At 75.4% G+C, this 18,643-nt stretch carries 17 protein-coding genes and 1 pseudogene; 11 read left to right on the top strand and 7 right to left on the bottom strand.

All coding sequences use genetic code 11. The features are described from left to right. A partial coding sequence (locus tag H6X67_RS07875) for a PD-(D/E)XK nuclease family protein (RefSeq protein ID WP_249435495.1) occupies positions 1–2,153 on the top strand: 2,153 nt, incomplete at its 5' end. Beyond that, entirely contained in the window at positions 2,150–5,584 is a 3,435-nt protein-coding gene (locus tag H6X67_RS07870) for an ATP-dependent helicase (RefSeq protein WP_396121323.1), read from the top strand. The genes H6X67_RS07875 and H6X67_RS07870, both read left to right, overlap by 4 nt. Before the next feature lie 102 nt (positions 5,585–5,686). Here H6X67_RS07870 and H6X67_RS07865 read toward each other — a convergent pair whose 3' ends face one another. Then, positions 5,687–6,991 carry a phosphotransferase gene (locus H6X67_RS07865; RefSeq protein WP_249367656.1) on the bottom strand — a complete coding sequence of 435 codons (1,305 nt, stop codon included), beginning with the start codon at positions 6,989–6,991 and terminating at the stop codon, positions 5,687–5,689. A 227-nt stretch (positions 6,992–7,218) separates the two neighbouring features. Between H6X67_RS07865 and H6X67_RS07860 the strand changes: the two genes are divergently transcribed. From H6X67_RS07860 to H6X67_RS07830, 7 genes are all read left to right on the top strand, one after another. Beyond that, positions 7,219–8,499, top strand: coding sequence for a TadA family conjugal transfer-associated ATPase (locus H6X67_RS07860; protein WP_249367657.1), 1,281 nt, complete (start codon positions 7,219–7,221; stop codon positions 8,497–8,499). Continuing rightward, a complete protein-coding gene (locus tag H6X67_RS07855) occupies positions 8,499–9,350 on the top strand; it encodes a type II secretion system F family protein (protein WP_249367677.1) in 852 nt (283 codons plus the stop codon). Before H6X67_RS07860 ends, H6X67_RS07855 begins: the two co-directional genes overlap by 1 nt. Continuing rightward, entirely contained in the window at positions 9,347–10,279 is a 933-nt protein-coding gene (locus H6X67_RS07850; protein ID WP_249375399.1) for a type II secretion system F family protein, read from the top strand. Before H6X67_RS07855 ends, H6X67_RS07850 begins: the two co-directional genes overlap by 4 nt. Before the next feature lie 230 nt (positions 10,280–10,509). Then, positions 10,510–10,698: a hypothetical protein gene (locus H6X67_RS07845; protein WP_249367678.1), complete on the top strand. Its 189-nt coding sequence runs from the start codon at positions 10,510–10,512 to the stop codon at positions 10,696–10,698. Beyond that, complete coding sequence (locus tag H6X67_RS07840; protein WP_249367659.1) at positions 10,688–11,155, top strand: TadE/TadG family type IV pilus assembly protein; 468 nt, start codon at positions 10,688–10,690, stop codon at positions 11,153–11,155. Before H6X67_RS07845 ends, H6X67_RS07840 begins: the two co-directional genes overlap by 11 nt. 65 nt (positions 11,156–11,220) lie before the next feature. Continuing rightward, complete coding sequence (locus tag H6X67_RS07835; RefSeq protein ID WP_249435494.1) at positions 11,221–11,598, top strand: peptidase T4; 378 nt, start codon at positions 11,221–11,223, stop codon at positions 11,596–11,598. Beyond that, on the top strand, positions 11,595–12,158 hold the full coding sequence (locus H6X67_RS07830) for a pilus assembly protein TadG-related protein (protein WP_396121322.1): 564 nt from the start codon (positions 11,595–11,597) through the stop codon (positions 12,156–12,158). Before H6X67_RS07835 ends, H6X67_RS07830 begins: the two co-directional genes overlap by 4 nt. A gap of 96 nt (positions 12,159–12,254) precedes the next feature. On the opposite strand, the gene H6X67_RS07825 is transcribed toward H6X67_RS07830, so the two are convergent. Then, the gene (locus H6X67_RS07825) at positions 12,255–12,587 is read right to left on the bottom strand and encodes a CBU_0592 family membrane protein (protein ID WP_249367661.1); all 333 of its coding nucleotides are present in this window, start codon (positions 12,585–12,587) and stop codon (positions 12,255–12,257) included. A gap of 95 nt (positions 12,588–12,682) precedes the next feature. Here H6X67_RS07825 and H6X67_RS07820 point away from each other — a divergent pair, with 95 nt between their 5' ends. Beyond that, complete coding sequence (locus H6X67_RS07820) at positions 12,683–13,594, top strand: LysR family transcriptional regulator (RefSeq protein ID WP_249367662.1); 912 nt, start codon at positions 12,683–12,685, stop codon at positions 13,592–13,594. Positions 13,595–13,646: 52 nt separating this feature from the next. On the opposite strand, the gene H6X67_RS07815 is transcribed toward H6X67_RS07820, so the two are convergent. From H6X67_RS07815 to H6X67_RS07790, 5 genes and pseudogenes are all read right to left on the bottom strand, one after another. Continuing rightward, positions 13,647–14,309 (bottom strand): ABC-2 transporter permease, encoded by a 663-nt coding sequence (locus H6X67_RS07815; RefSeq protein WP_249367663.1) that lies wholly within the window; start codon positions 14,307–14,309, stop codon positions 13,647–13,649. Positions 14,310–14,319: 10 nt separating this feature from the next. Continuing rightward, positions 14,320–14,559, bottom strand: coding sequence for a hypothetical protein (locus tag H6X67_RS07810; RefSeq protein ID WP_249367664.1), 240 nt, complete (start codon positions 14,557–14,559; stop codon positions 14,320–14,322). Positions 14,560–14,719: 160 nt separating this feature from the next. Then, positions 14,720–15,184, bottom strand: a pseudogene (locus H6X67_RS07800) (ATP-binding cassette domain-containing protein); the annotation flags it as partial. 29 nt (positions 15,185–15,213) lie between these two features. Continuing rightward, positions 15,214–15,597 carry a GntR family transcriptional regulator gene (locus H6X67_RS07795; RefSeq protein WP_249367666.1) on the bottom strand — a complete coding sequence of 128 codons (384 nt, stop codon included), beginning with the start codon at positions 15,595–15,597 and terminating at the stop codon, positions 15,214–15,216. 156 nt (positions 15,598–15,753) lie between these two features. Further along, complete coding sequence (locus tag H6X67_RS07790) at positions 15,754–17,127, bottom strand: alpha-L-fucosidase (protein ID WP_249367667.1); 1,374 nt, start codon at positions 17,125–17,127, stop codon at positions 15,754–15,756. A 196-nt stretch (positions 17,128–17,323) separates the two neighbouring features. Here H6X67_RS07790 and prfB point away from each other — a divergent pair, with 196 nt between their 5' ends. Further along, the gene (gene prfB, locus H6X67_RS07785; RefSeq protein WP_249367668.1) at positions 17,324–18,445 is read left to right on the top strand and encodes a peptide chain release factor 2; all 1,122 of its coding nucleotides are present in this window, start codon (positions 17,324–17,326) and stop codon (positions 18,443–18,445) included. Positions 18,446–18,643 lie beyond the last annotated feature (198 nt).

The following is an 18,643-nucleotide window of genomic DNA, read 5'->3' as shown; positions in this document are numbered from 1 at the left end:
CCCGTGAGCTGCGCCGACGCGGCGTGCCCCTGGCCTCCACGACCCCCGCCGTGCTGCTGCGCGCCGAGCCCGCTGCCGCGGCCCTGCTCGCCGCCGCCCGCGCCGCCCTCGAGGGGCGCCTCGGAGACGCCGGCACCCCGCCCGAGCGGGCCAGCGCCCTCGACCTGCTCACCAGCCCGCTCATCGGGCTCAGCGTCCTCGACCTGCGCCGCCTGCGCCGCCACCTGCGCGCCGGGCGCCCCACTGAGCAGGCCCCGGACGAGAACCTTCTCTCCGTCCTGACCAGCCCCACCAGCGCTCAGGCCCTGGCGAGCGCCCTGCACGACGACGGCGACCCCCTGGCCGAGCAGGCGGGCCGGCTCGCCCGCGCCGCCGCCGTCATCGCCGCGCTCCGACAGGTCGTGGAGGCCCGCCGGGACCAGGACGGCCGGCTCGGGCACGTCGATGTCGAGCACCTGCTGTGGCGGGCCTGGGACGCCTCCGGCCGTGCCGAGGCCTGGCGCGCGCGGGCCCTCGACCCCGCCGCACGCACCTCGCACGGGGCCGCCCTGCTCGCCGAGGCCGCCGAGCACGACCTCGACGTCGTCACCGCCCTGTTCAAGCGCGCCGAGGTGTGGGCAGAGCGCCACCCGGGCGCTGGGGCCGCCGGCTTCCTCGCCGAGCTCGCCGCCGAGGTCCTGCCCTCCGACTCCGTCGCCCCCCAGGGCCTGCGCCCCGCGGGCGTCAGCGTGCTCACGCCCGCGGCCGCCGCCGGCCGCGAGTGGGAGGTCGTCGCCGTCATGGGCCTGGGCCGGGACGCCTGGCCCGACCTGCGCCTGCGCGACACGCTCACCCGCTCCGGGCTGCTCGTCGACGCCGTCACCGGCCGCCTCCCCCTGGACGCCGACGGCCGCCCCACCGCCTCCCTCGACCCCGTCGGCGCCCGCACCGAGGTCCGCGCCGACGAGCGCCGCATGCTCTTGGCCGCCCTCACCCGCGCCCGCAGGCGTCTGCTCGTCACCGCCGTGAGCGACGAGGAGCACGCGCCCTCGTCCTTCCTCCTGGAGGTCGCGCGCGCCGCCGGCGCCGTCGTCACCGACGCCGACGGGCACGTGCTCACCGCCCCCGAGACCGGGGACCTCACCCTGCGCGGCCTCGTCGGCGAGCTGCGCCAGGCCCTCGTCACCGGCCACCTGCCCGGTGCGGGCCCGGTGCAGCGCGAGCGCGCCCGCGCCGCCGCCACGATGCTCGCCCGCCTGGCCGCCGAGCACGTGCCGGGCGCCTCGCCCTCCTCCTGGCTCGGCGTGGCCGGGCCCTCGAGCAGCGCCCGGCTCGTGCCCGAGGGCGAGAGAGTGAGGGTCAGCCCCTCCGACGTCGAGGCCCTGAGCACCTGCCCGCTCAGGTGGTTCCTCCAGCGCAACGGCGCCGGCAGGGGCCCCTCGAAGGCGCAGGAGCTCGGCACCCTCGTCCACGGCCTCGCCGAGGAGGCCCAGAGGACCGGGCTGCGCGCCGACGCCCTCATGGCGCGCTTCGAGGAGCTCCTGCCCACCCTGGGCTACCCGGACACGTGGATGGGGGCCGTCGAGACCACGCGGGCCCGCCACATCGTCGAGCGGCTGGGACGCTACCTCGAGTCCGTCCCCGGCCCGGTCGACGTCGAGCAGGCGGTCCAGGTGGACCTCGACCTGCCCGCTCCCCCCGACGACGGCGCCGCGGACGTCACGGACAGCACGCTGTGCCTCACCCTCGCCGGGCGCATCGACCGGCTCGAGCACCTCGGGGCGCCGGCGCCCGGGCGCAGAAGGGTCCGCCTCATCGACCTCAAGACCGGCACGCACGTGAGCGCCGACCCCGCCCGCCACCCCCAGCTCGCGGCCTACCGCCTCGCCCTGGAGGCTACCGGCTACGAGGTCACCGGCGCCGCCCTCGTCCTGCTCGGCAAGGAGCCGCCGAAGAAGGACAACGGCATGCCCGTCCTGGCCCCCGCGGGCGCCGCCCTCGCCCTCAGCCCGGACCCGGAGACCGGCGAGGACTGGGCCCGCACGCTGCTGGTCAGGGCCGCGAGGGCCGCCAGCGCCGGCGAGCTGGCCGCGCGCACCGGCGAGCACTGCCGCACCTGCCCGGTCAAGGACTCCTGCCCCGTGCAGAGCGAAGGAAGAAGGACCGTCTCGTGAACGCGCAGCCCACCCCCGAGGACCTCGCCCGGGCGCTCGGCATGCCGCAGCCCACCGCCGAGCAGTCGGAGGTCATCGCCCACCCGCTGAGCCCGCTGCTCGTCGTCGCCGGCGCCGGCTCGGGCAAGACCGCCACCATGAGCCAGCGCGTGGTCCACCTCGCCGCCACCGGGCGCGCCCGCCCCGACCAGGTCCTCGGCCTCACCTTCACCCGCAAGGCCACCGCCGAGCTCGACCAGCGCGTGAGCGCCCGGCTGGCCCAGCTCGCCGCCTCCGGCCTGTGCGACCTGCGTGAGGACGAGCCTGGCCCCACCATCGCCACCTACAACGCCTTCGCCGGCTCCCTCGTGCGCGAGCACGGCCTGCGCATCGGCGTCGACCCGGACTCCGTGCTCATCACCGAGGCCCGCGCCTGGCAGGTCGTCAGCCGCCTCGTCGAGGACACCACCCTGGCCCTGCCCGTGGACTCCGTCGGCAGCGCCACCGCCCTCGTGCTGCGCCTGGACGGTGCCCTGTCGGAGAACCTCCTGACCGTCGAGGAGGCCCACGACGGCCTGGACGACCTCGCCGGTCTGTTCAACGGCCTGGCCCAGGTGCGTGGGCTCAAGAGCGTCGTGGGCCCCGCCCCCAAGACCATGGCGACGCAGCGCGACATGCTCGCCCTCGTCGCCCAGTACCGCGACCACAAGCGCCGGCACGGCCTGCTCGACTTCGGTGAGCAGATCGCCCTGGCCTGCCGGGTGGCCGAGGAGGCCCCCGAGGTCGCCCAGGCCGTGCGCGAGCAGTACCCGGCCGTCCTCCTCGACGAGTTCCAGGACACCTCCGTGGCCCAGACCCGGCTGCTCAGCGCCCTGTTCGCCGACGGCGGCGTCACCGCGGTGGGGGACCCCCACCAGGCGATCTACGGCTGGCGCGGGGCCAGCGCCGGCGCCCTCGACACCTTCCACGCCATGTTCAACCCCACGGGCGCGGCCGCCGTGGCCGCCGGTGCCGACCCGCAGCAGGCGACCCCCGTGCGCCCCCTGTCGACGGCCTGGCGCAGCGACCGCCGTATCCTCGCCGTCGCCAACACCACCTCCCGGCCCCTGCGCGAGCACACGCCCCAGCCCGGCGACGCCCAGGTCGAGCACATCCCGGTCACACGCCTCACCGAGCGCCCCGCCGGCACCGGTCTCGAGGACGGCACCGTCATGGCGGCCTTCGTCCAGGACCCGCTCGAGGAGGCGCGCACCATCGCCGACTTTCTCCAGGAGCGGTGGAGCCCCAGCGCCTCCATGGCCGTCCTGTGCCGCACGCGCGGCCAGTTCGCCGCCGTGGCCGAGGCGCTGGAGGAGCGCGGGCTGCCCTGTGAGGTCATCGGCCTGGGGGGCATGCTCGCCGTCCCCGAGGTCGCGGACGTGCGCTCGCTGCTCACCGTCGCGGCCGACCCCGAGCGGGGGGACCGGCTGGTGCGCCTGCTCACCGGGCACGGCGTCGGCGCCTCCGACCTCCGAGCCCTGGCGCGACTGGCCCGCCACCAGGTCGCCTCCGTCGAGCGGGGGCCCGACGGGCCCACCGAGATGCCGTTCCTGGCCGAGTCCATCGACGCCCTCACCCGGTGGGACGAGGAGCACGCTACGGAGCGCCACAAGGCCGGGGCCGCGGGCCTGACCGAGCGCGGACGGCGCACCGCCGTGCGCCTGGGGCGGGCCATGGCCCGTGTCCGCGCCGGGCTGTCCCTGCCCCTGCCCGAGCTCGTCGTGCTCGCCGAGCAGGCCCTCGACCTCGACATCGAGATCGCCGCCCGCGTGGACGACCGCCTGGGACGCCGGGCCCTGGACAGCCTGCGCTCCGTCGCCGAGCGCTTCACCGCGGAGATGGAGGCGCCGACCCTCGCGGACTTCCTCACCTGGCTCGACACCGCCGAGGAGCGTGAGGCGGGCCTGTCCGCCCCCGAGGTCGAGCCCGAGCCCGGTGCCGTGCAGGTCCTCACCGTCCACGCCTCCAAGGGCCTGGAGTGGGACGTCGTCGTCGTGTGCGGCCTCAACGAGGAGGTCTTCCCCTCCTACCGCTCCCGCGCCACCGAGGACCTGACGGTCTCGGCCGGCGGGTGGATGACCTCAGCCCAGGAGCTGCCCCACCCGCTGCGCGCCGACGCCGCGACCCTGCCCCCCTTCGAGCTCGCTCTCCTCGAGCCGCCGGCCGTTGACAAGGACCAGGTCAAGGAGATGGTCAGCGACTACCGCCTCGCCCTGGGACGCCACGCGCTGGCCGAGGAGCGGCGCCTGGCCTACGTCGCCTTCACCCGGGCCCGCCACGACCTGCTCCTGACCGGCTCGCACCTGACCAAGCAGGCGGCCCGGCCCCGGCCCATGTCCCGCTTGCTCGCCGAGCTCGTGCGCCGGGGGCTCGTCGAGCCCTACGGCCAGGGCCTCACCCCCCTGGACCCCGAGGCCGGCAACCCGCTGATCACCCGCGTGAGAGAGGGGACCTGGCCCTTCGACGCGGCCGAGGGCGACAGCGCGACGGCCCCGGGCGGGACGGCGCAGCGACGCCCGGGCGAGCGTTGCGCTGCCCGGCGCGCGGCGGCCCTCGCCGTCGCCGCGGCCGGAGCTGGGAACCGCGCAGACCCCGGGGCTGGGAACCGCGCAGACCCCGCCACCGGGGCCGGTGCCGTGGTCGGCACCGCGGCCGTTACCGGGGGCAGCGCCGGGCCCTGCCCCGGCAACGGGAGCGCCGGGGGGCGGCCGGTGAGCGACAACGCCCTCGTGGCGCGCTGGGAGCAGGACCTCGAGCTCCTGCTCGCGGAGCGGCGCGCGAGCCAGAGCCACCGGCCCGCCGTGCACCTTCCCGCGCACCTGGCCGCCACCAGCCTCGACCGCCTGCGCGCGGACCCCGCCGCCTTCGCCACCGACCTGCGCCGTCCACTGCCTCGCGAGCCCCAGGCCGCGGCGCGCCTGGGCACGCTCTTCCACGACGCCGTCGCCCAGCGGCTCTCCGCCCAGGGCAGCCTGCTGACCCTGGCGGAGGCCGGCGCGCCCGACGCCCTCGACGCCGAGGACCGCGCCCAGCTCGAGCGGTGGCTCGCCACCGCCGAGACCCTGCCCCTGCTGCGGGGGTGGAGCCTGGCCGAGACCGAGGTCGAGCGCGAGCTCACCGTCGGGGCCACGACCCTGCGCTGCCGCATCGACGCGGTCTTCCGCCGTGACGGCGCCCGCGAGGACGAGGAGGGGGCGTGGCTCGTCGTCGACTGGAAGACGGGGCGCCTGCACGTGCCGGTGGACCAGCTGAGCGTCTACGTGCACGCCTGGGCCTCCTCGCTGGGGGTGCCCACGGGCGCGGTGCGCGCGGCCTACGTCTACGTCGCCCCCGAGGGCGGTGAGGTCGACGAGCTCTCGGCTGCGGACCTGCTGGGCCTGGAGGAGATCGCGCGCGTGCTCACCCCGTCCTGAGCCCGGTCCCGTGGGCGGACTGCCCGGGGAACGAGCCCCGCCTCCGCGGGCGGCGGTCCCGGGCGCCGGGGTGCAGGGACGGCCGCGGCCCCGGGCCGGCGCTCAGTCCCCAGCGGGGTCCGGCACCGTGTCCGGCGTCGTGCCCTGCACGGTGTCCTGACGGTCCGCCAGCGCGACCACCGCGGCGTCCCCGCCGACGGCGCCGTCGCCGGCAGCGCTCCTGCCAGCGTCGGCCCCGTCGGCGTCATCGGCCCTGTCAGCGTCGTCAGCCTCGTCGGTGCCGTCGGCCTCGGCGCCGTGCCAGGCGTCGTCGACGCTCACCATCTCGATCTCACTCGTCGTGGCCGAGGGGGAGGAGACCTCCCTCTCACCCGGGACCGGCGCCAGGCGCGGCTCACGCACCTCGACCAGAGGCTCCTGACCCACCTGAGCGGCCAGGTCCAGGAGCATCGACACCGCGTCCTCGGTCACGGCCGCCGAGCCCGAGCGCACCCCGTGCAGCAGCCAGCGCGCCAGGCTCATCTCCGAGACGAGCTCGGCACGGTCGCGCAGGTGCCGGTCCACGCCCTCGGTGCGGGCGACGTCGTAGGCGTCCTCCACCGAGTCCAGGCAGTCCACCGGCACGTTGGCGTAGACCCAGGCCATGTCCTCCGCCGGGTCGCCCACGTGCGCCTGGTCGAGGCCGCGCACCCCGACCACCGCGCCACCGGCGACGAGGACGTTCTCCTCGGCCAGGTCCCCGTGGACCACGCTCGGGCGGAAGCGCCACAGGGCGGTGTCCTGGAGCACCTGCTCCCAGCGTCGCAGCAGCGACGGGGGTACCTTGCCCGTCGCCGCGGCCTCGTCGAGGACCGTCACCCACCGCTCGCGCACGTCCTCGGCGTCGTAGACGGGCAGGCCCGCCTCGGAGACGACCTCGGTCGGCAGCTCGTGCAGCTCACCCAGCGCCTTGCCCAGGCCGGCGGACAGCCCGGGGCCCGGGTGGAGATCGGCCACCTCCACCGGTCGTCCGCTCACGTGGGAGCGGACCTGGACGTGCACGCCCTCACGGCGAAGGGAGCCGGCCGGCCGGGAGACGTCGAAGGACAGGCGCCCGTCGTCGTGCACCCGCCCGATGCGGCGCAGCACCTCCGCCTCCGCGTCGAGGGCGGCGCCCGCGGCGTCGGTGCGCGCCTGGAGGACCTCCCAGTGTCGCCCCTGGGAGTCGATGACGCCGACGACGCGCAGCGTCGCCGACTCCTGCTGCGGCAGGGCCAGGCGCGCCGGGTCGAGGCCGGGCACGGCGACGGCGGCCATCGCGGCCAGCGCCAGCGGTGAGGGCTCGCGCACCCGGCCGCTGGCGGGCGGCACGGCGGGCACCGTGCTCGCGTCGGTGGGCTGGGTCGGACCGTGGGTCGTGCTCGACATGCCCCAACCGTAAGCGAGGCGCGTGCGGCCGCGGCAGTGGCGCACCGGCTGCCGGCAGGGAGGGGGAGACGTGTTGTCCACAGGGGCGCGGACCGAGGTGGTCCCGCGCCGGCGCCGTGACCTACTGTCGTGCCCGTGACCCCGCTCACCGCCGCGCGGGTCCGCACCCCGCCCCCACAGGCGGCTGCTGCTCCCCGGCCGCAGACCGCCCCGATCCGTGAGAGCACATGGACGCCTCCTCCCTCCTGCACACCGAGATCCGCGAGCTCGTGCGCCGGCGCGGCATCGACCCCCTGAGCCAGGTCGACGCCCTCGAGGCCCTCGTCGCCGAGGCGGGCGCCGACTACCTCAGCCGTGCCGACGCCGGCCTCGTGCCGCCACTGGCCGACCCCGAGCGGGCCCAGGCCGCCGCCGTCGACGCGCTCGCCGGCCTGGGGCCCCTGCAGCCCTACCTCGAGGACGAGACCGTCGAGGAGATCTGGGTCAACGCCCCCGGCCGCGTCTTCATCGCCCGCCACGGGCGCAGCGAGCTCACCACGACCATCCTCGAGGACGAGGAGATCCGGGTCCTGGTGGAGCGGATGCTGCGCGTGTCCGGGCGCCGCCTGGACCTGTCCAGTCCCTTCGTCGACGCCCAGCTGCCCGGCGGGGAGCGCCTGCACGTCGTCATCCCGCCGATCACCGCCGCCCACTGGGCCCTTAACATCCGCAAGCACACCGCGCGCGCCACCCGCACCGCCGACCTCGTGCGCCTGGGCTCCCTCACCGAGCAGGCGGCCGCCTTCCTCGACGCCTGCGTGCAGTCGGGCCTTAACGTGCTCGTCTCCGGCGCCACGCAGGCCGGCAAGACGACGATGGTGCGGGCCCTGGCCGGGGCGATCCCGGCCTGGCAGCGGGTCGTCACCTGCGAGGAGGTCTTCGAGCTGGACCTGCGCCACCGCGACTGCGTGGCCATGCAGACCCGCGACGACAACCTCGAGGGCGTCGGCGGCATCAACCTGCGCCGCCTGGTCAAGGAGGCCCTGCGCATGCGCCCCGACCGCCTGCTCATCGGCGAGGTCCGGGAGGCCGAGGCCCTCGACCTGCTCATCGCCATGAACTCGGGCCTGCCCGCCATGTCCACCATCCACGCCAACTCCGCCCGCGAAGCCGTCGTCAAGCTGTGCACCCTGCCCCTGCTCGCGGGCGAGAACGTCGGCTCCCAGTTCGTCGTCCCCACCGTGGCCAGCGCCGTCGACCTCGTCGTCCACCTCGACGTCGACCCGCACGGGCACCGGCAGGTGCGTGAGGTCGCCGCCCTGTCCGGGCGCGTCGAGGCCGACGTCATCGAGCTCGCGGACGTCTTCCACCGCGACGCGCACGGCCGGCTCGTGCGCGGCCCCGGAGCCCCCGCGCACTCCGAGCGCTTCCGCAGGGCGGGCCACGACCTGTCCGTGCTGCTGGGCTCCGGCCCGCGCCCCGGCGACGCGGCCCCGTCCGACGGCGGCACCCCGGGCGGGTGGCGCTGATGGGGGCCCTGGCGGGGCTCCTGGGCGGCCTCGGCGCGGTCCTCGTGTGGCTGGCACGGACCACCGAGCCGCCCCAGTGGCGCTCGGAGCGCTCGCGCCGCCTGGCCGACCTGCTCGTCCAGGCCGGTGCGGGCGGCACGAGCCCGACGGTCTTCGTCGCCGGGAGCGCGGGCACCGGCGTCGTCGTCGGCCTGCTGTTCCTTGGCGTGTCCCGGGCCTGGCCGATCGCCCTCGCCTTCGGGGCCATCGCCGCGGGCCTGCCCTTCCTCGTCCTGTCCTCACGGGCCCGCGCCCGGCGCACCCGTCTGAGGGAGGTGTGGCCGGAGGCCGTCGACGCCCTCGTCTCGGGCGTGCGCGCGGGCATGAGCCTGCCCGAGGCGGTCGCCGCCCTCGGCGAGCGCGGCCCGGAGGCGGTGCGCGAGCAGTTCCGCGCCTTCGCCTCCGACTACGCGGCCACGGCCCGTTTCGGCCAGTGCCTGGACCGGCTCAAGGACCGCTTCGCCGACCCCGTCGCCGACCGCATCGTCGAGGCCCTCAGGCTCGCGCACGAGGTCGGGGGCACCGACCTGGGGGTCCTGCTGCGCTCGCTGTCGCACATGCTCCGCGAGGACATGCGCACGCGCGGCGAGCTCGAGGCGCGCCAGTCCTGGACGGTCAACGGCGCGAAGGTCGCCGTCGCGGCCCCCTGGCTCGTCCTGGCGCTGCTGTCCACCCGCCCGCAGGCCGCGCAGGCCTACGCCAGCGCCGCCGGGGCCCTGGTGCTCGCCGCCGGGGCCGTGGCCTCCGTCGTCGCCTACCGGCTCATGCTCATGCTCGGGCGCCTGCCCGAGGAGGGGAGGGTCCTCAGGTGAGCCCCGTGGTCTGCGGCGCCCTGGCGGGCCTTGCCCTGTCCTGCGGCCTGCTCGTGCTGGCCTCGGCGCGGCGCCGCGCCCGCCCGGGCCTGGTCGAGCGGCTCGCCCCCTACGTGCGCGAGCGCCCGCGGACCTCCGGGCTCCTGGGCGCGACCGGGACCTGGGACGAGAACCGGACGGTGTCCGCGGGCATCCTGGCCGCCATCGCCTCGGTGGGCACGCTCCTGGACCGCCTGGGCTCCTCCTCCGAGACGGTCCGACGTCGCCTGGAGGCGGCCGGCGCGGGCCGCACGCTCGAGCAGCTGCGCCTGGAGCAGATGGTCTGGGCCGGGGCGGGGCTCGCGGCGGGGGCGGGGCTCGGCCTGGCGACGGCGCTCCTGCGGCCCGTCTCCGTGCCCGTGCTCGTCCTGGCCTCGCTGCTGGCCGCCGTCACCGGGGCGGCCGCCCGTGACTGGTGGCTCACCCGCGAGGTCGAGCGGCGCCGGGCCCGCATCGAGGAGCAGCTGCCGGACGTCGTCGAGCTGCTGGCGCTCGTCGTCGGCGCCGGTCAGGGGCCCGTGGCGGCGATCGAGAGGATCGTGTCGCTGGGACGCGGCGAGCTCATCGACGAGCTGGCGCTGACGCTGGCCGAGGTGCGCTCGGGCACGGTGCTCACGACGGCGCTCACCCACCTGGAGGACCGGGTCCGCTCCCTGCCGGTGACCCGCCTGTGCGAGGCGGTCGCCGTGGCGCTCGAGCGAGGCACGCCGCTGGCCGAGGTGCTGCGGGCCCAGGCCTCGGACGCCCGCGAGGCCTCACGCCGCGCGCTCATGGAGGAGGGCGGGCGCCGCGAGATCGCCCAGATGGTTCCCGTGGTCTTCCTCGTCCTGCCGATCACCGTCGTCTTCGCCCTGTTCCCGGGCCTGTTCGTCCTGCGGCTGGGTCTGTGAGGCCCCGGGCGGACGACGGCGCGCGGGCCGTGCGACGGGACGCGGGCGCGGGTGTCCACAGGACGGGCGTGACCGCTTCCTCAGGGCAGGGCCGTGACCTAGGGTGAGGGGGCGGGCCCGTTCACCGGCGAGCGGGTCTGTCTTCCCCCTGGGACCTCCCCGTCCCTCCGCCCGAACCTGTGAGGTGCCCCGTGCTCACGACCACCCTGCTGCCCCGGACCCGTCTCGCCCTGTCCGGTGCCGCCACCCGCCTGCGCCGCTGCACCTCCCTCGCCGCCCAGGAGCGCGGTGACGTCCCCGGCTGGGTCCTGGTGACGCTCATGACCGCCGGCCTCGTCGTCGCCCTGTGGGCGGTGGCCGGGCCCGCCCTCACCGAGGTGTTCAGCAACGCCATCGGCAAGGTCACCGGTGCCATCTGAGCGTCCCCGCAGGCCCGTCGCGCCCGCGGGCCGTCCGAGGCCGGGGGCACCGGTCGCGCGCCACCCGGAGGAGGGCTCCGCCGTCGTCGACTTCGTCCTCGTCGGCGTGCTCGTCATCGCCGTCACCGTCGCCGTCCTCCAGCTCGCGCTCGGCCTGTACGTGCGCAACGTCCTCGTGGACGCGGCCGGCGAGGGCGCACGGCGCGCCGCGCTCGTGGGCGGCACCGAGGCCGAGGCGACCGCGCGCGTCGAGGCCCTGGTGGGGGCCGCCCTGGCCGACGGCTACGTCGAGCAGGTGAGCGTCACGCGCGGCGAGACCGGGGGAGTGGGGGTGGTGACGGCGACCGTCTCCGCGCCGCTGCCGGTCCTCGGGCTCCTGGGACCTGCGGGCTCTCTCACCGTCAGCGGCCGCGCCGTCGACGAGGCCTCCCTGGCGGGTACCGGGGCGGCGCCGTGAGGCGGCACGGCCGGGGGTGCGGTCTGCCGCTGGCCCGCCTACAGCAGGAGGAGGGCAACGCCCCCGTGGAGTTCATCGGCTGGACGGTCGTCATCGTCGTGCCGGTCGTGTACCTCCTCATCGCCCTGGCCCAGGTCCAGGCCGCCTCCTTCGCCGTCGTCTCCGCCGCCGACGCCGCCACCCGGGTCCTGGAGGTGGAGGCCGGTGACAACGCCCTCGACCACGCCCGCCTCGCCGCCGGGCTGGCTCTGTCCGACCAGGGGGTCGAGACCCCGGCCCGGGAGGCCATGAGCCTCACCTGCGCCCCGGCGGGCTGCGCCTCAGGCGCCGTGGTGCGCGTCGAGGTGGGGGTGGGGCTGCCGCTGCTGCGGGGCGTGGGCGAGGACGTCGTCCGGATCAGCGCCGAGCGCTTCGTCCTGCCCGCCGGCCAGGAGGAGCCATGACCGGCCGGGTCCCCGCTGGCGCCGGGCGCCCTCGGGCCGGCTCCGGGAGCCCCGGACCCCGCCCTGCCCGGGGTGGGTGGCTGCGGCGCTGCTCGCCGGCCTCGGAGGAGGGACAGACCCTCCTGCTGGGCATCGGCCTCATGGCCGTGGTCGCCGCGCTGCTGCTCACCGTCGCCTCCGTCACGGCGGTCTACCTCGACGTCAAGCGGCTCACCTCGCTCGCGGACTCCGCGGCCGCCGCCGCGGCCCGCAGCGTGGGTCCGGACACGTACTACCAGGGCGCTGTCAGCGCGGCCGGCTCCGTCACCGGTGCCGTTCCCGGAGCACTCACCGACGCCGCCGTGAGCGACGCGGCGGCGCAGGACCTGGCCTCTCAGAGCGCCCTCGTGGGGCTCGAGGGCGTCGAGCTGGTGCAGGCCCACGCCTCAGGAGGAGACACCGCCGTCGTCACGCTGACGGCGCGCTCGCGCCCGCCCTTCCTCCCGTGGGGCGTCATCCCCTCGGAGGGCTTCGAGATCACCGCGACGAGCACTGCCCGGGTGACCGTGGGACAGGAGTAGGTCCTCCGCCCACCTCCTCGGTTTGCGTCCGAGCTCCCTGGGGTTTTGCCGCACGTTCGAGCGCAAACCGAGGAGGTGGGGGGTGGGAGAGGACGGCTAGGGCACCAGGGCACCACGCTGGCGCGGGCGCAGGCGGGCGCCCAGCTGGTCGCGGTGGCGCCGCGCGAGCTGGCCGAGGTAGGCGCGCTTGACCGTCACCAGCATCCACAGGCCCACGAGCAGGTAGAAGACGTTCGCGAGCGCCGACGGCCACGCCCCCGTGTAGGCGCAGTTGACCATGAGCAGCACCGAGCCGGTGATGTTGAGGGCCTGGTAGCGCAAGGAGTCCCCGGTGATGCGCCCGCGCGAGACGAGGGCGTAGGCGAGCAGCAGCTCGGCGGCACCGATCCATCCGCCGACGGCGATGAGGGTGGGCAGCACGTCGTTCACGGCCCTGATCGTGGTCCACCGGGGGCTCCAGATCAATCGCAGGAAAATGCATACAGGTATTCAGATGATCTAAAGCCCAGGGCGATACTCGGGACATGGACCTGTCCGCCCACCGTCTCGCCCTCCTCCTGGCCGTCCACCGCTCCGGCGGCATCGTCGCCGCCGCCCAGGCCCAGCACCTGACCCCCTCCGCAGTCAGCCAGCAGATCAAGCAGCTCGAGAAGGAGGCTGGCACGCGCCTGCTCGACCGCACGCCCCGCGGAGCCGTCCTCACCGAGGCGGGACGGCTGCTGGCGGAGACCGCCGAGCGCATCGAGGTCGAGCTCGTCGCCGCCCGCAGGTCCCTGGCCGAGATGGACCCGGACGCCCCCAGCGGGCACGTGCGCGTGGGCACCGTCGCCACCGTCATCCGGGCCCTGCTCGTCCCGCTCCTCGTGCGCGCCGAGCAGGACCTGCCGGGCCTGACGGTCACCGTGGAGGAGACCGAGGGGGCCAGCGCCCTCGCCCGCCTGCGCAACGGGGCGCTCGACCTCGTCCTGCTCGAGCGCGACGCCACCGCCCCCACCCGTCCGGCCCGGGGCACCGCGGACGTGCCCGTCCTGGACGAGGCCTGGCTCGTCGTCTCCCCGCCCGGCCAGGCGGCGCCGAGCGCCCTGGGCGACCTCGTGAGGCCTGCCTGGATCGACCTGGCCCCGGGCACCGCCGGCGCCGACGCCCTCGAGCGCCTGTCACGCCAGCTCGCCACCTCGCTGACCCGCAGGCACATCGCCTACGACTACGACGTCGTCCTGGCCATGGTGGCCGCCGGGCTCGGCTGGGCCCTGCTGCCCGAGCTCGCCGTCCTGTCGGCCACGCTGCCCGACGGTGTGAGTGCCACCCGTCTGCCCGGGCTGGGCGCGCGCCAGCTCATCGCCCGCCACCGCGCCTCGCGCACGGACCCGAGCCCCGCTGTGCGGGCCCTGGTCGACCTCGTGCACGCCGAGGCGGCTGCTCTCGAGCTCGGCTGAGGGGTCCTGACGGGCCCTCGGGGACCTGCGGGCTACTGCGGGCGGCGGCCCATCACAGGTCCCGTCGGCTGTAGAGCGCGCACGAGACTATGGCGGAGAGCGCCATGGCGGCCAGGCTGGCCCCGACGGCCGCGGCCCCGGCCCAGGAGGTGGAGGCCAGCCTGCCCAGCCCGGCGACCAGCCCCGGCGCCCGGTTGGCCACCGCCATGGAGCCCAGGAGCACGGTCATCGTGGCGAGCTGTGAGTACATTCCGGTGCGGGACGAGCCCAGGGCGAAGAACAGGGGCATCTGCACGGCGGCCACCGCGTAGGCGGCGCACACGCCCATGCCGGTGACGCTCAGGGACAGCTGCAGCTGCCACAGCCCGGAGCCGTCCGGGAGCGCGTGCGCCCCCAGGGTGAGGACCAGGCCCAGCAGGGCGGACGCGAGCACCAGCGCGACCACCTCGAGGTAGCGGCTGACGACCACCTGCGCGCGCGAGACGGGCAGGACCGAGTACAGCGTGCTGAGGTGGGACTGCTCGTCCTCGCCGAAGAGGTTGGCGGCCAGGAGCATCCCGGTGAGGGAGGCGACGGCGCCGGCCGCGGACAGCGCGAGGTCGCGCTCCATGGCGATGTTGCCCGCGACGAGGAGCGCGGCGATGAGGGCGAAGGTGCGCAGCGTCCGGGCCTGGGCGGAGGCGTCCGCGCGCATGTGGGTGACAAGGGTCTGCATGATCGTGCCCCTATCGGCTGAAGGAGGGGATGGACGGGGTGGCGGGGTGCTGCTCGTCCCCGCCGCGGGCACGGGTGAGGGCGGCGACGGCCTCGTCGAGCGCCGGGGGCTCCAGGACGACCCGGGGCCCGAGCACGGCGGTGTCCGAGGTGCGGATGAGCCCCTCGAAGGTCCCGCCCGGCGTGAGCCGCCGGCCGACGAGCCGTGCACAGGCCTCGGGGGTCAGGCTGTCGAGGGGGCCGCGGGCCACCGCCCAGGCCTCGGTCAAGCTCGCTGAGCGGCCCGGCGAAGCGGGTGCGTCCGCCCGCCAGCACGTGCAGGTGGTCGGCGATGCGCTCCAGGTCGGCGGTGATGTGGGTGGACAGCAGGATGCTGCGCCCCTCCTGGACGAGGAACTCGCGCAGGATGTCGAGGACCTCGAGCCGTGCGACCGGGTCCAGGCCCGAGGTCGGCTCGTCCAGGACGAGGAGGTCGGGCTGGTGGGCGAGGGCCAGGGACAGCTGGAGCTTGACGCCCTCGCCGCGTGAGAGGGAGCGGACCCTGACGTCGCCGGGCACGTCCAGGCGGCGCAGGAGGGTGGTGTACAGCGTCTCGTCCCAGGAGGGGTAGAAGCCCCTGAGGGCGCGCGCCGCCGCTGCTGCGGTCCACTCCCTGGCCAGGGGGACGCGGTCCAGGACCACGCCCACGCGCTGGTGGCTGCCGCCCGGGGCGCCGTCGAGGACCCGGATGGTGCCGGCGTCGGTCCCGACCATGCCCAGGAGGGCCTTGATGGTGGTGGTCTTGCCGGCCCCGTTGGGGCCGACGAAGCCGGTGACGAGCCCGGTGGGGACGTGCAGGTCCAGGGGCCCGAGGGTGAAGGAGCCCTGGGTGCGCACGACGCCCTCGAGGCTGATGGCGTTCCGGGTCACTGCTGGTGCGCTGCGGTCCAGCGGCGCGCGGTCCTCTCGGTGAGGTCGTCCAGGCTGAGCCCGGCCAGGACGGCGGTGGCGACGGCGTCGTCGAGCTGGGCGTCGAGGCGGGCCTGCAGGCGCCGGCGGGTCTCCTCGGCGTCCTGGGCCAGGACGAAGGTGCCGCGGCCGGCCTGCTGCCCGATGAGCCCGGCGGCGGCGAGCTCGTTGTAGGCGCGGGTGGTCGTGATGAGGGAGACCTCGAGGTCCTTGGCCAGCTGGCGCAGCGAGGGCAGGGGTGTGCCGGGAGGCAGGTCGCCGCTCCAGACCGCATCGCGCACCTGGCTCACGATCTGCTCGTACAGGGGGGTCCCGGAGGTCCGGGACAGGATGATGTGCACCTACTATTTATATCGTGCATGTACACCATGTGCAAGGGGTGCGGTGATGCGAAGGTCTGCCCGCACCGGGCACGGGCACGCAGCCCCGGGCCGCCGAGACCGCCCGCACCGGACAGTGGTCTCAGCAACCCGGGGCCGCACCCGGCCCGGGTCCGCTCAGCCCAGCCGCAGCACGTGCGGGCCGGGCAGCCGCCGCACCGGAAACACCACCCGCAGGCCGCCGTCCACGAGCCCCGCCTCCACCGGAGCGCCGGCCCCACCGGTCTCGAGCAGCACCGGGCCGCCTGAGCCCAGCGCCGCCCGCACCCGCTCAGTCGCCGGAAGCACCACCTCGCCGTCGTCATCCACCGCCGCGTACAGGACCCCGGACCCCTCGATCCAACGCACCCAGGGACCGTCGTCGTCGGCACCACCCCCGCAGGCCGCCGTGCCCTCGGCCCGGCGCGCCCCGTGCACCACCTCCGATCCCACCGTCATCCACTGCGCCATGCCCTCCAGGCACCGGCGCTGCGGCTCCGGGATGCGTCCGGCCTCGTCCGGCCCCACGTTGAGCAGCAGGTTCCCACCGCGCGAGACGACGTCGACGAGCTCGCGCACCGCCTCATGCGCCGACATGCAGGCCGAGTCGTCCTCCAGCTGGTTGTACCCGAAGGAGTAGCCGATGCCGCGCGTGTGCTGCCAGAACCCGTCCTGCTGCACCTCGGTGCCCTGCTCGTACTCGCTCGTGCGGAGGTCCCAGTGGGTGCCGCCCCACCGGTCGTTGACGACCCCCTCGGGCACCAGGTCGTAGAAGCGCTCGAGCACCCTCACCAGGCTGAAGTCCGAGTCCTCCTGGCGCCCCGCGCGCGGGTAGTCGATGTCCGCCCACAGGACCTCCGGCCGGTAACGCTCGATGAGGTCCGTCAGGTGCGCGTGGACGTAGCGGGCGTAGACCTCGTCGTGCGGCAACCGGTCGAAGCCGTCGCCGTCCGTGATCGGGGGTGTCGGCGCCGCGTGCCAGTCGATGCCCGTCGAGTAGTAGGTGCCGAAGCGCATGCCGGCGCCTCGCACCGCCCGGGCGATCTCCCCCACGAGGTCCCGGTGCGGCCCCCGGACCACCGTGTTGCGCCCCTGCGTGCCGACGGCGTCCCACAAGGTGATCCCGTCGTGGTGCTTCGTCGTCGGCACCACGTAGCGGGCCCCCGCCCGGGCGAAGAGGGCGGCCCAGTCCTCGGGGTCGAAGGCGCTCGCGCTCCACTCGTCGAGGAAGTCGTCGTAGGGGCGCGAGCCGTGCACGCGCAGGTGGTGCTCGGCCGCGGGTGAGCCCTCGATGCGGATCGTGTTGAGGTACCACTCGGCATAGGGGTTGTGCTCGAACCAGTAGGACAGGTCGAAGGTGCCCAGGGCGCCGATGGGCTCCGCCCAGGCCGGCACCGAGTAGGCGCCCCAGTGGATGAAGATCCCCAGGCCGGAGTCGAGGAACCACTGCGGTACGGGTCGCTCGAAGCGCTCGTACAGGGCCGGACGACGGGGTGCGTTCGGGTCGGTCATCGCGGGGCCTCTCCGCCGGCGCCCAGGGCGACCTCGTCGTCGCGGGGCGGTGGTGCGCCGGCCACCGGCCCAGGATCACGGCTCGCCGTCGGCGGGTCAACGTCCGCCGCTCCGGGGACGCCGGCTGCCGTGGCCCGTGACCAGGGTCCCTGCCCGGGCCGCCAAGGGCGTCGGCCCGCTGCCGTAGACTCCGGGGGTGGCCACTGACTTCCCCGTAGAGATCGACCGACTCCGTCACACGCACGCCTCCATCGCGGCGGTGACGGACCCCGAGGTGCTGCGAGAGCGCATCGCCGAGCTGAGCGAGCAGGCGGCCGCCCCCGACCTGTGGGACGACCCCGACGCCGCCCAGGTGGTCACCTCGGCCCTGTCCCACGCGCAGGCGGACCTCAAGCGCGTCGAGGACCTGGCCAGCCGCATCGACGACCTCGAGGCCATGGTCGAGATGGCGGGGGAGGAGTCCGGCGACGACGCCGTCGAGCTCCTGGCCGAGGCGGAGGCGGACCTCACGGCCATCTCCAAGGACCTGGCCGAGCTCGAGATCCGCACGCTCCTGTCCGGCGAGTACGACCAGCGCGACGCCGTCGTCACCATCCGCTCCGGCGCGGGCGGCGTGGACGCCGCAGACTTCGCCGAGATGCTGCTGCGCATGTACCTGCGCTGGGCCGAGCGCCACGGCTACGCCGCCAAGGTGCTCGACACCTCCTACGCCGAGGAGGCTGGCCTGAAGTCCGTCACCTTCGAGGTCCACGCCCCCTACGCCTACGGCACGCTCAGCGTCGAGGGCGGCACCCACCGCCTCGTGCGCATCAGCCCCTTCGACAACCAGGGCAGGCGCCAGACCTCCTTCGCCGCCGTCGAGGTCATCCCGCTCATCGAGTCCACCGACCACATCGAGGTCCCCGAGACCGACATCCGCATCGACGTGTTCCGCTCCTCGGGCCCCGGCGGCCAGAGCGTCAACACGACCGACTCCGCCGTGCGGATCACGCACCTGCCCACGGGCCTGGTGGTGTCGATGCAGGACGAGAAGTCGCAGATCCAGAACCGTGCCGCCGCCATGCGCGTGCTCCAGTCGCGCCTGCTCCTGCTCAAGCAGCAGGAGGAGGACGCGAAGAAGAAGGAGCTCGCGGGAGACATCAAGGCCTCCTGGGGCGACCAGATGCGCTCCTACGTCCTCAACCCGTACCAGATGGTCAAGGACCTGCGGACATCCCACGAGGTCGGCAACCCCGAGGCCGTGTTCGACGGCGACATCGACGGCTTCATCGACGCCGGCATCCGCTGGCGCAAGCAGCAGGAGCAGGCCGAGGACTGAGCCGTGCTGCCGTCCGCGCCGGCGGTGCGGACAGCGCTGGTGGTGCGGACGGCGCCGGCAGCGCGGGCGGGCTGGCCGGGCTGACGCGGGGACACCGCCGGGCCGGTGCGCAAGGACAACCTGCTGGCGCAAGGACAACGCAGACGCTCAAGGACAACCTGGAAGGCCCACCCAGGTTGTCCTTGCGCGTTCTGGTTG

The sequence above is a fragment of the Actinomyces sp. AC-20-1 genome (genome assembly GCF_023369555.1).
GTDB lineage: Bacteria > Actinomycetota > Actinomycetes > Actinomycetales > Actinomycetaceae > Actinomyces.
Note: the sequence above shows the minus strand (reverse complement) of the source record. Positions and strands in the feature narration are given on the sequence as shown.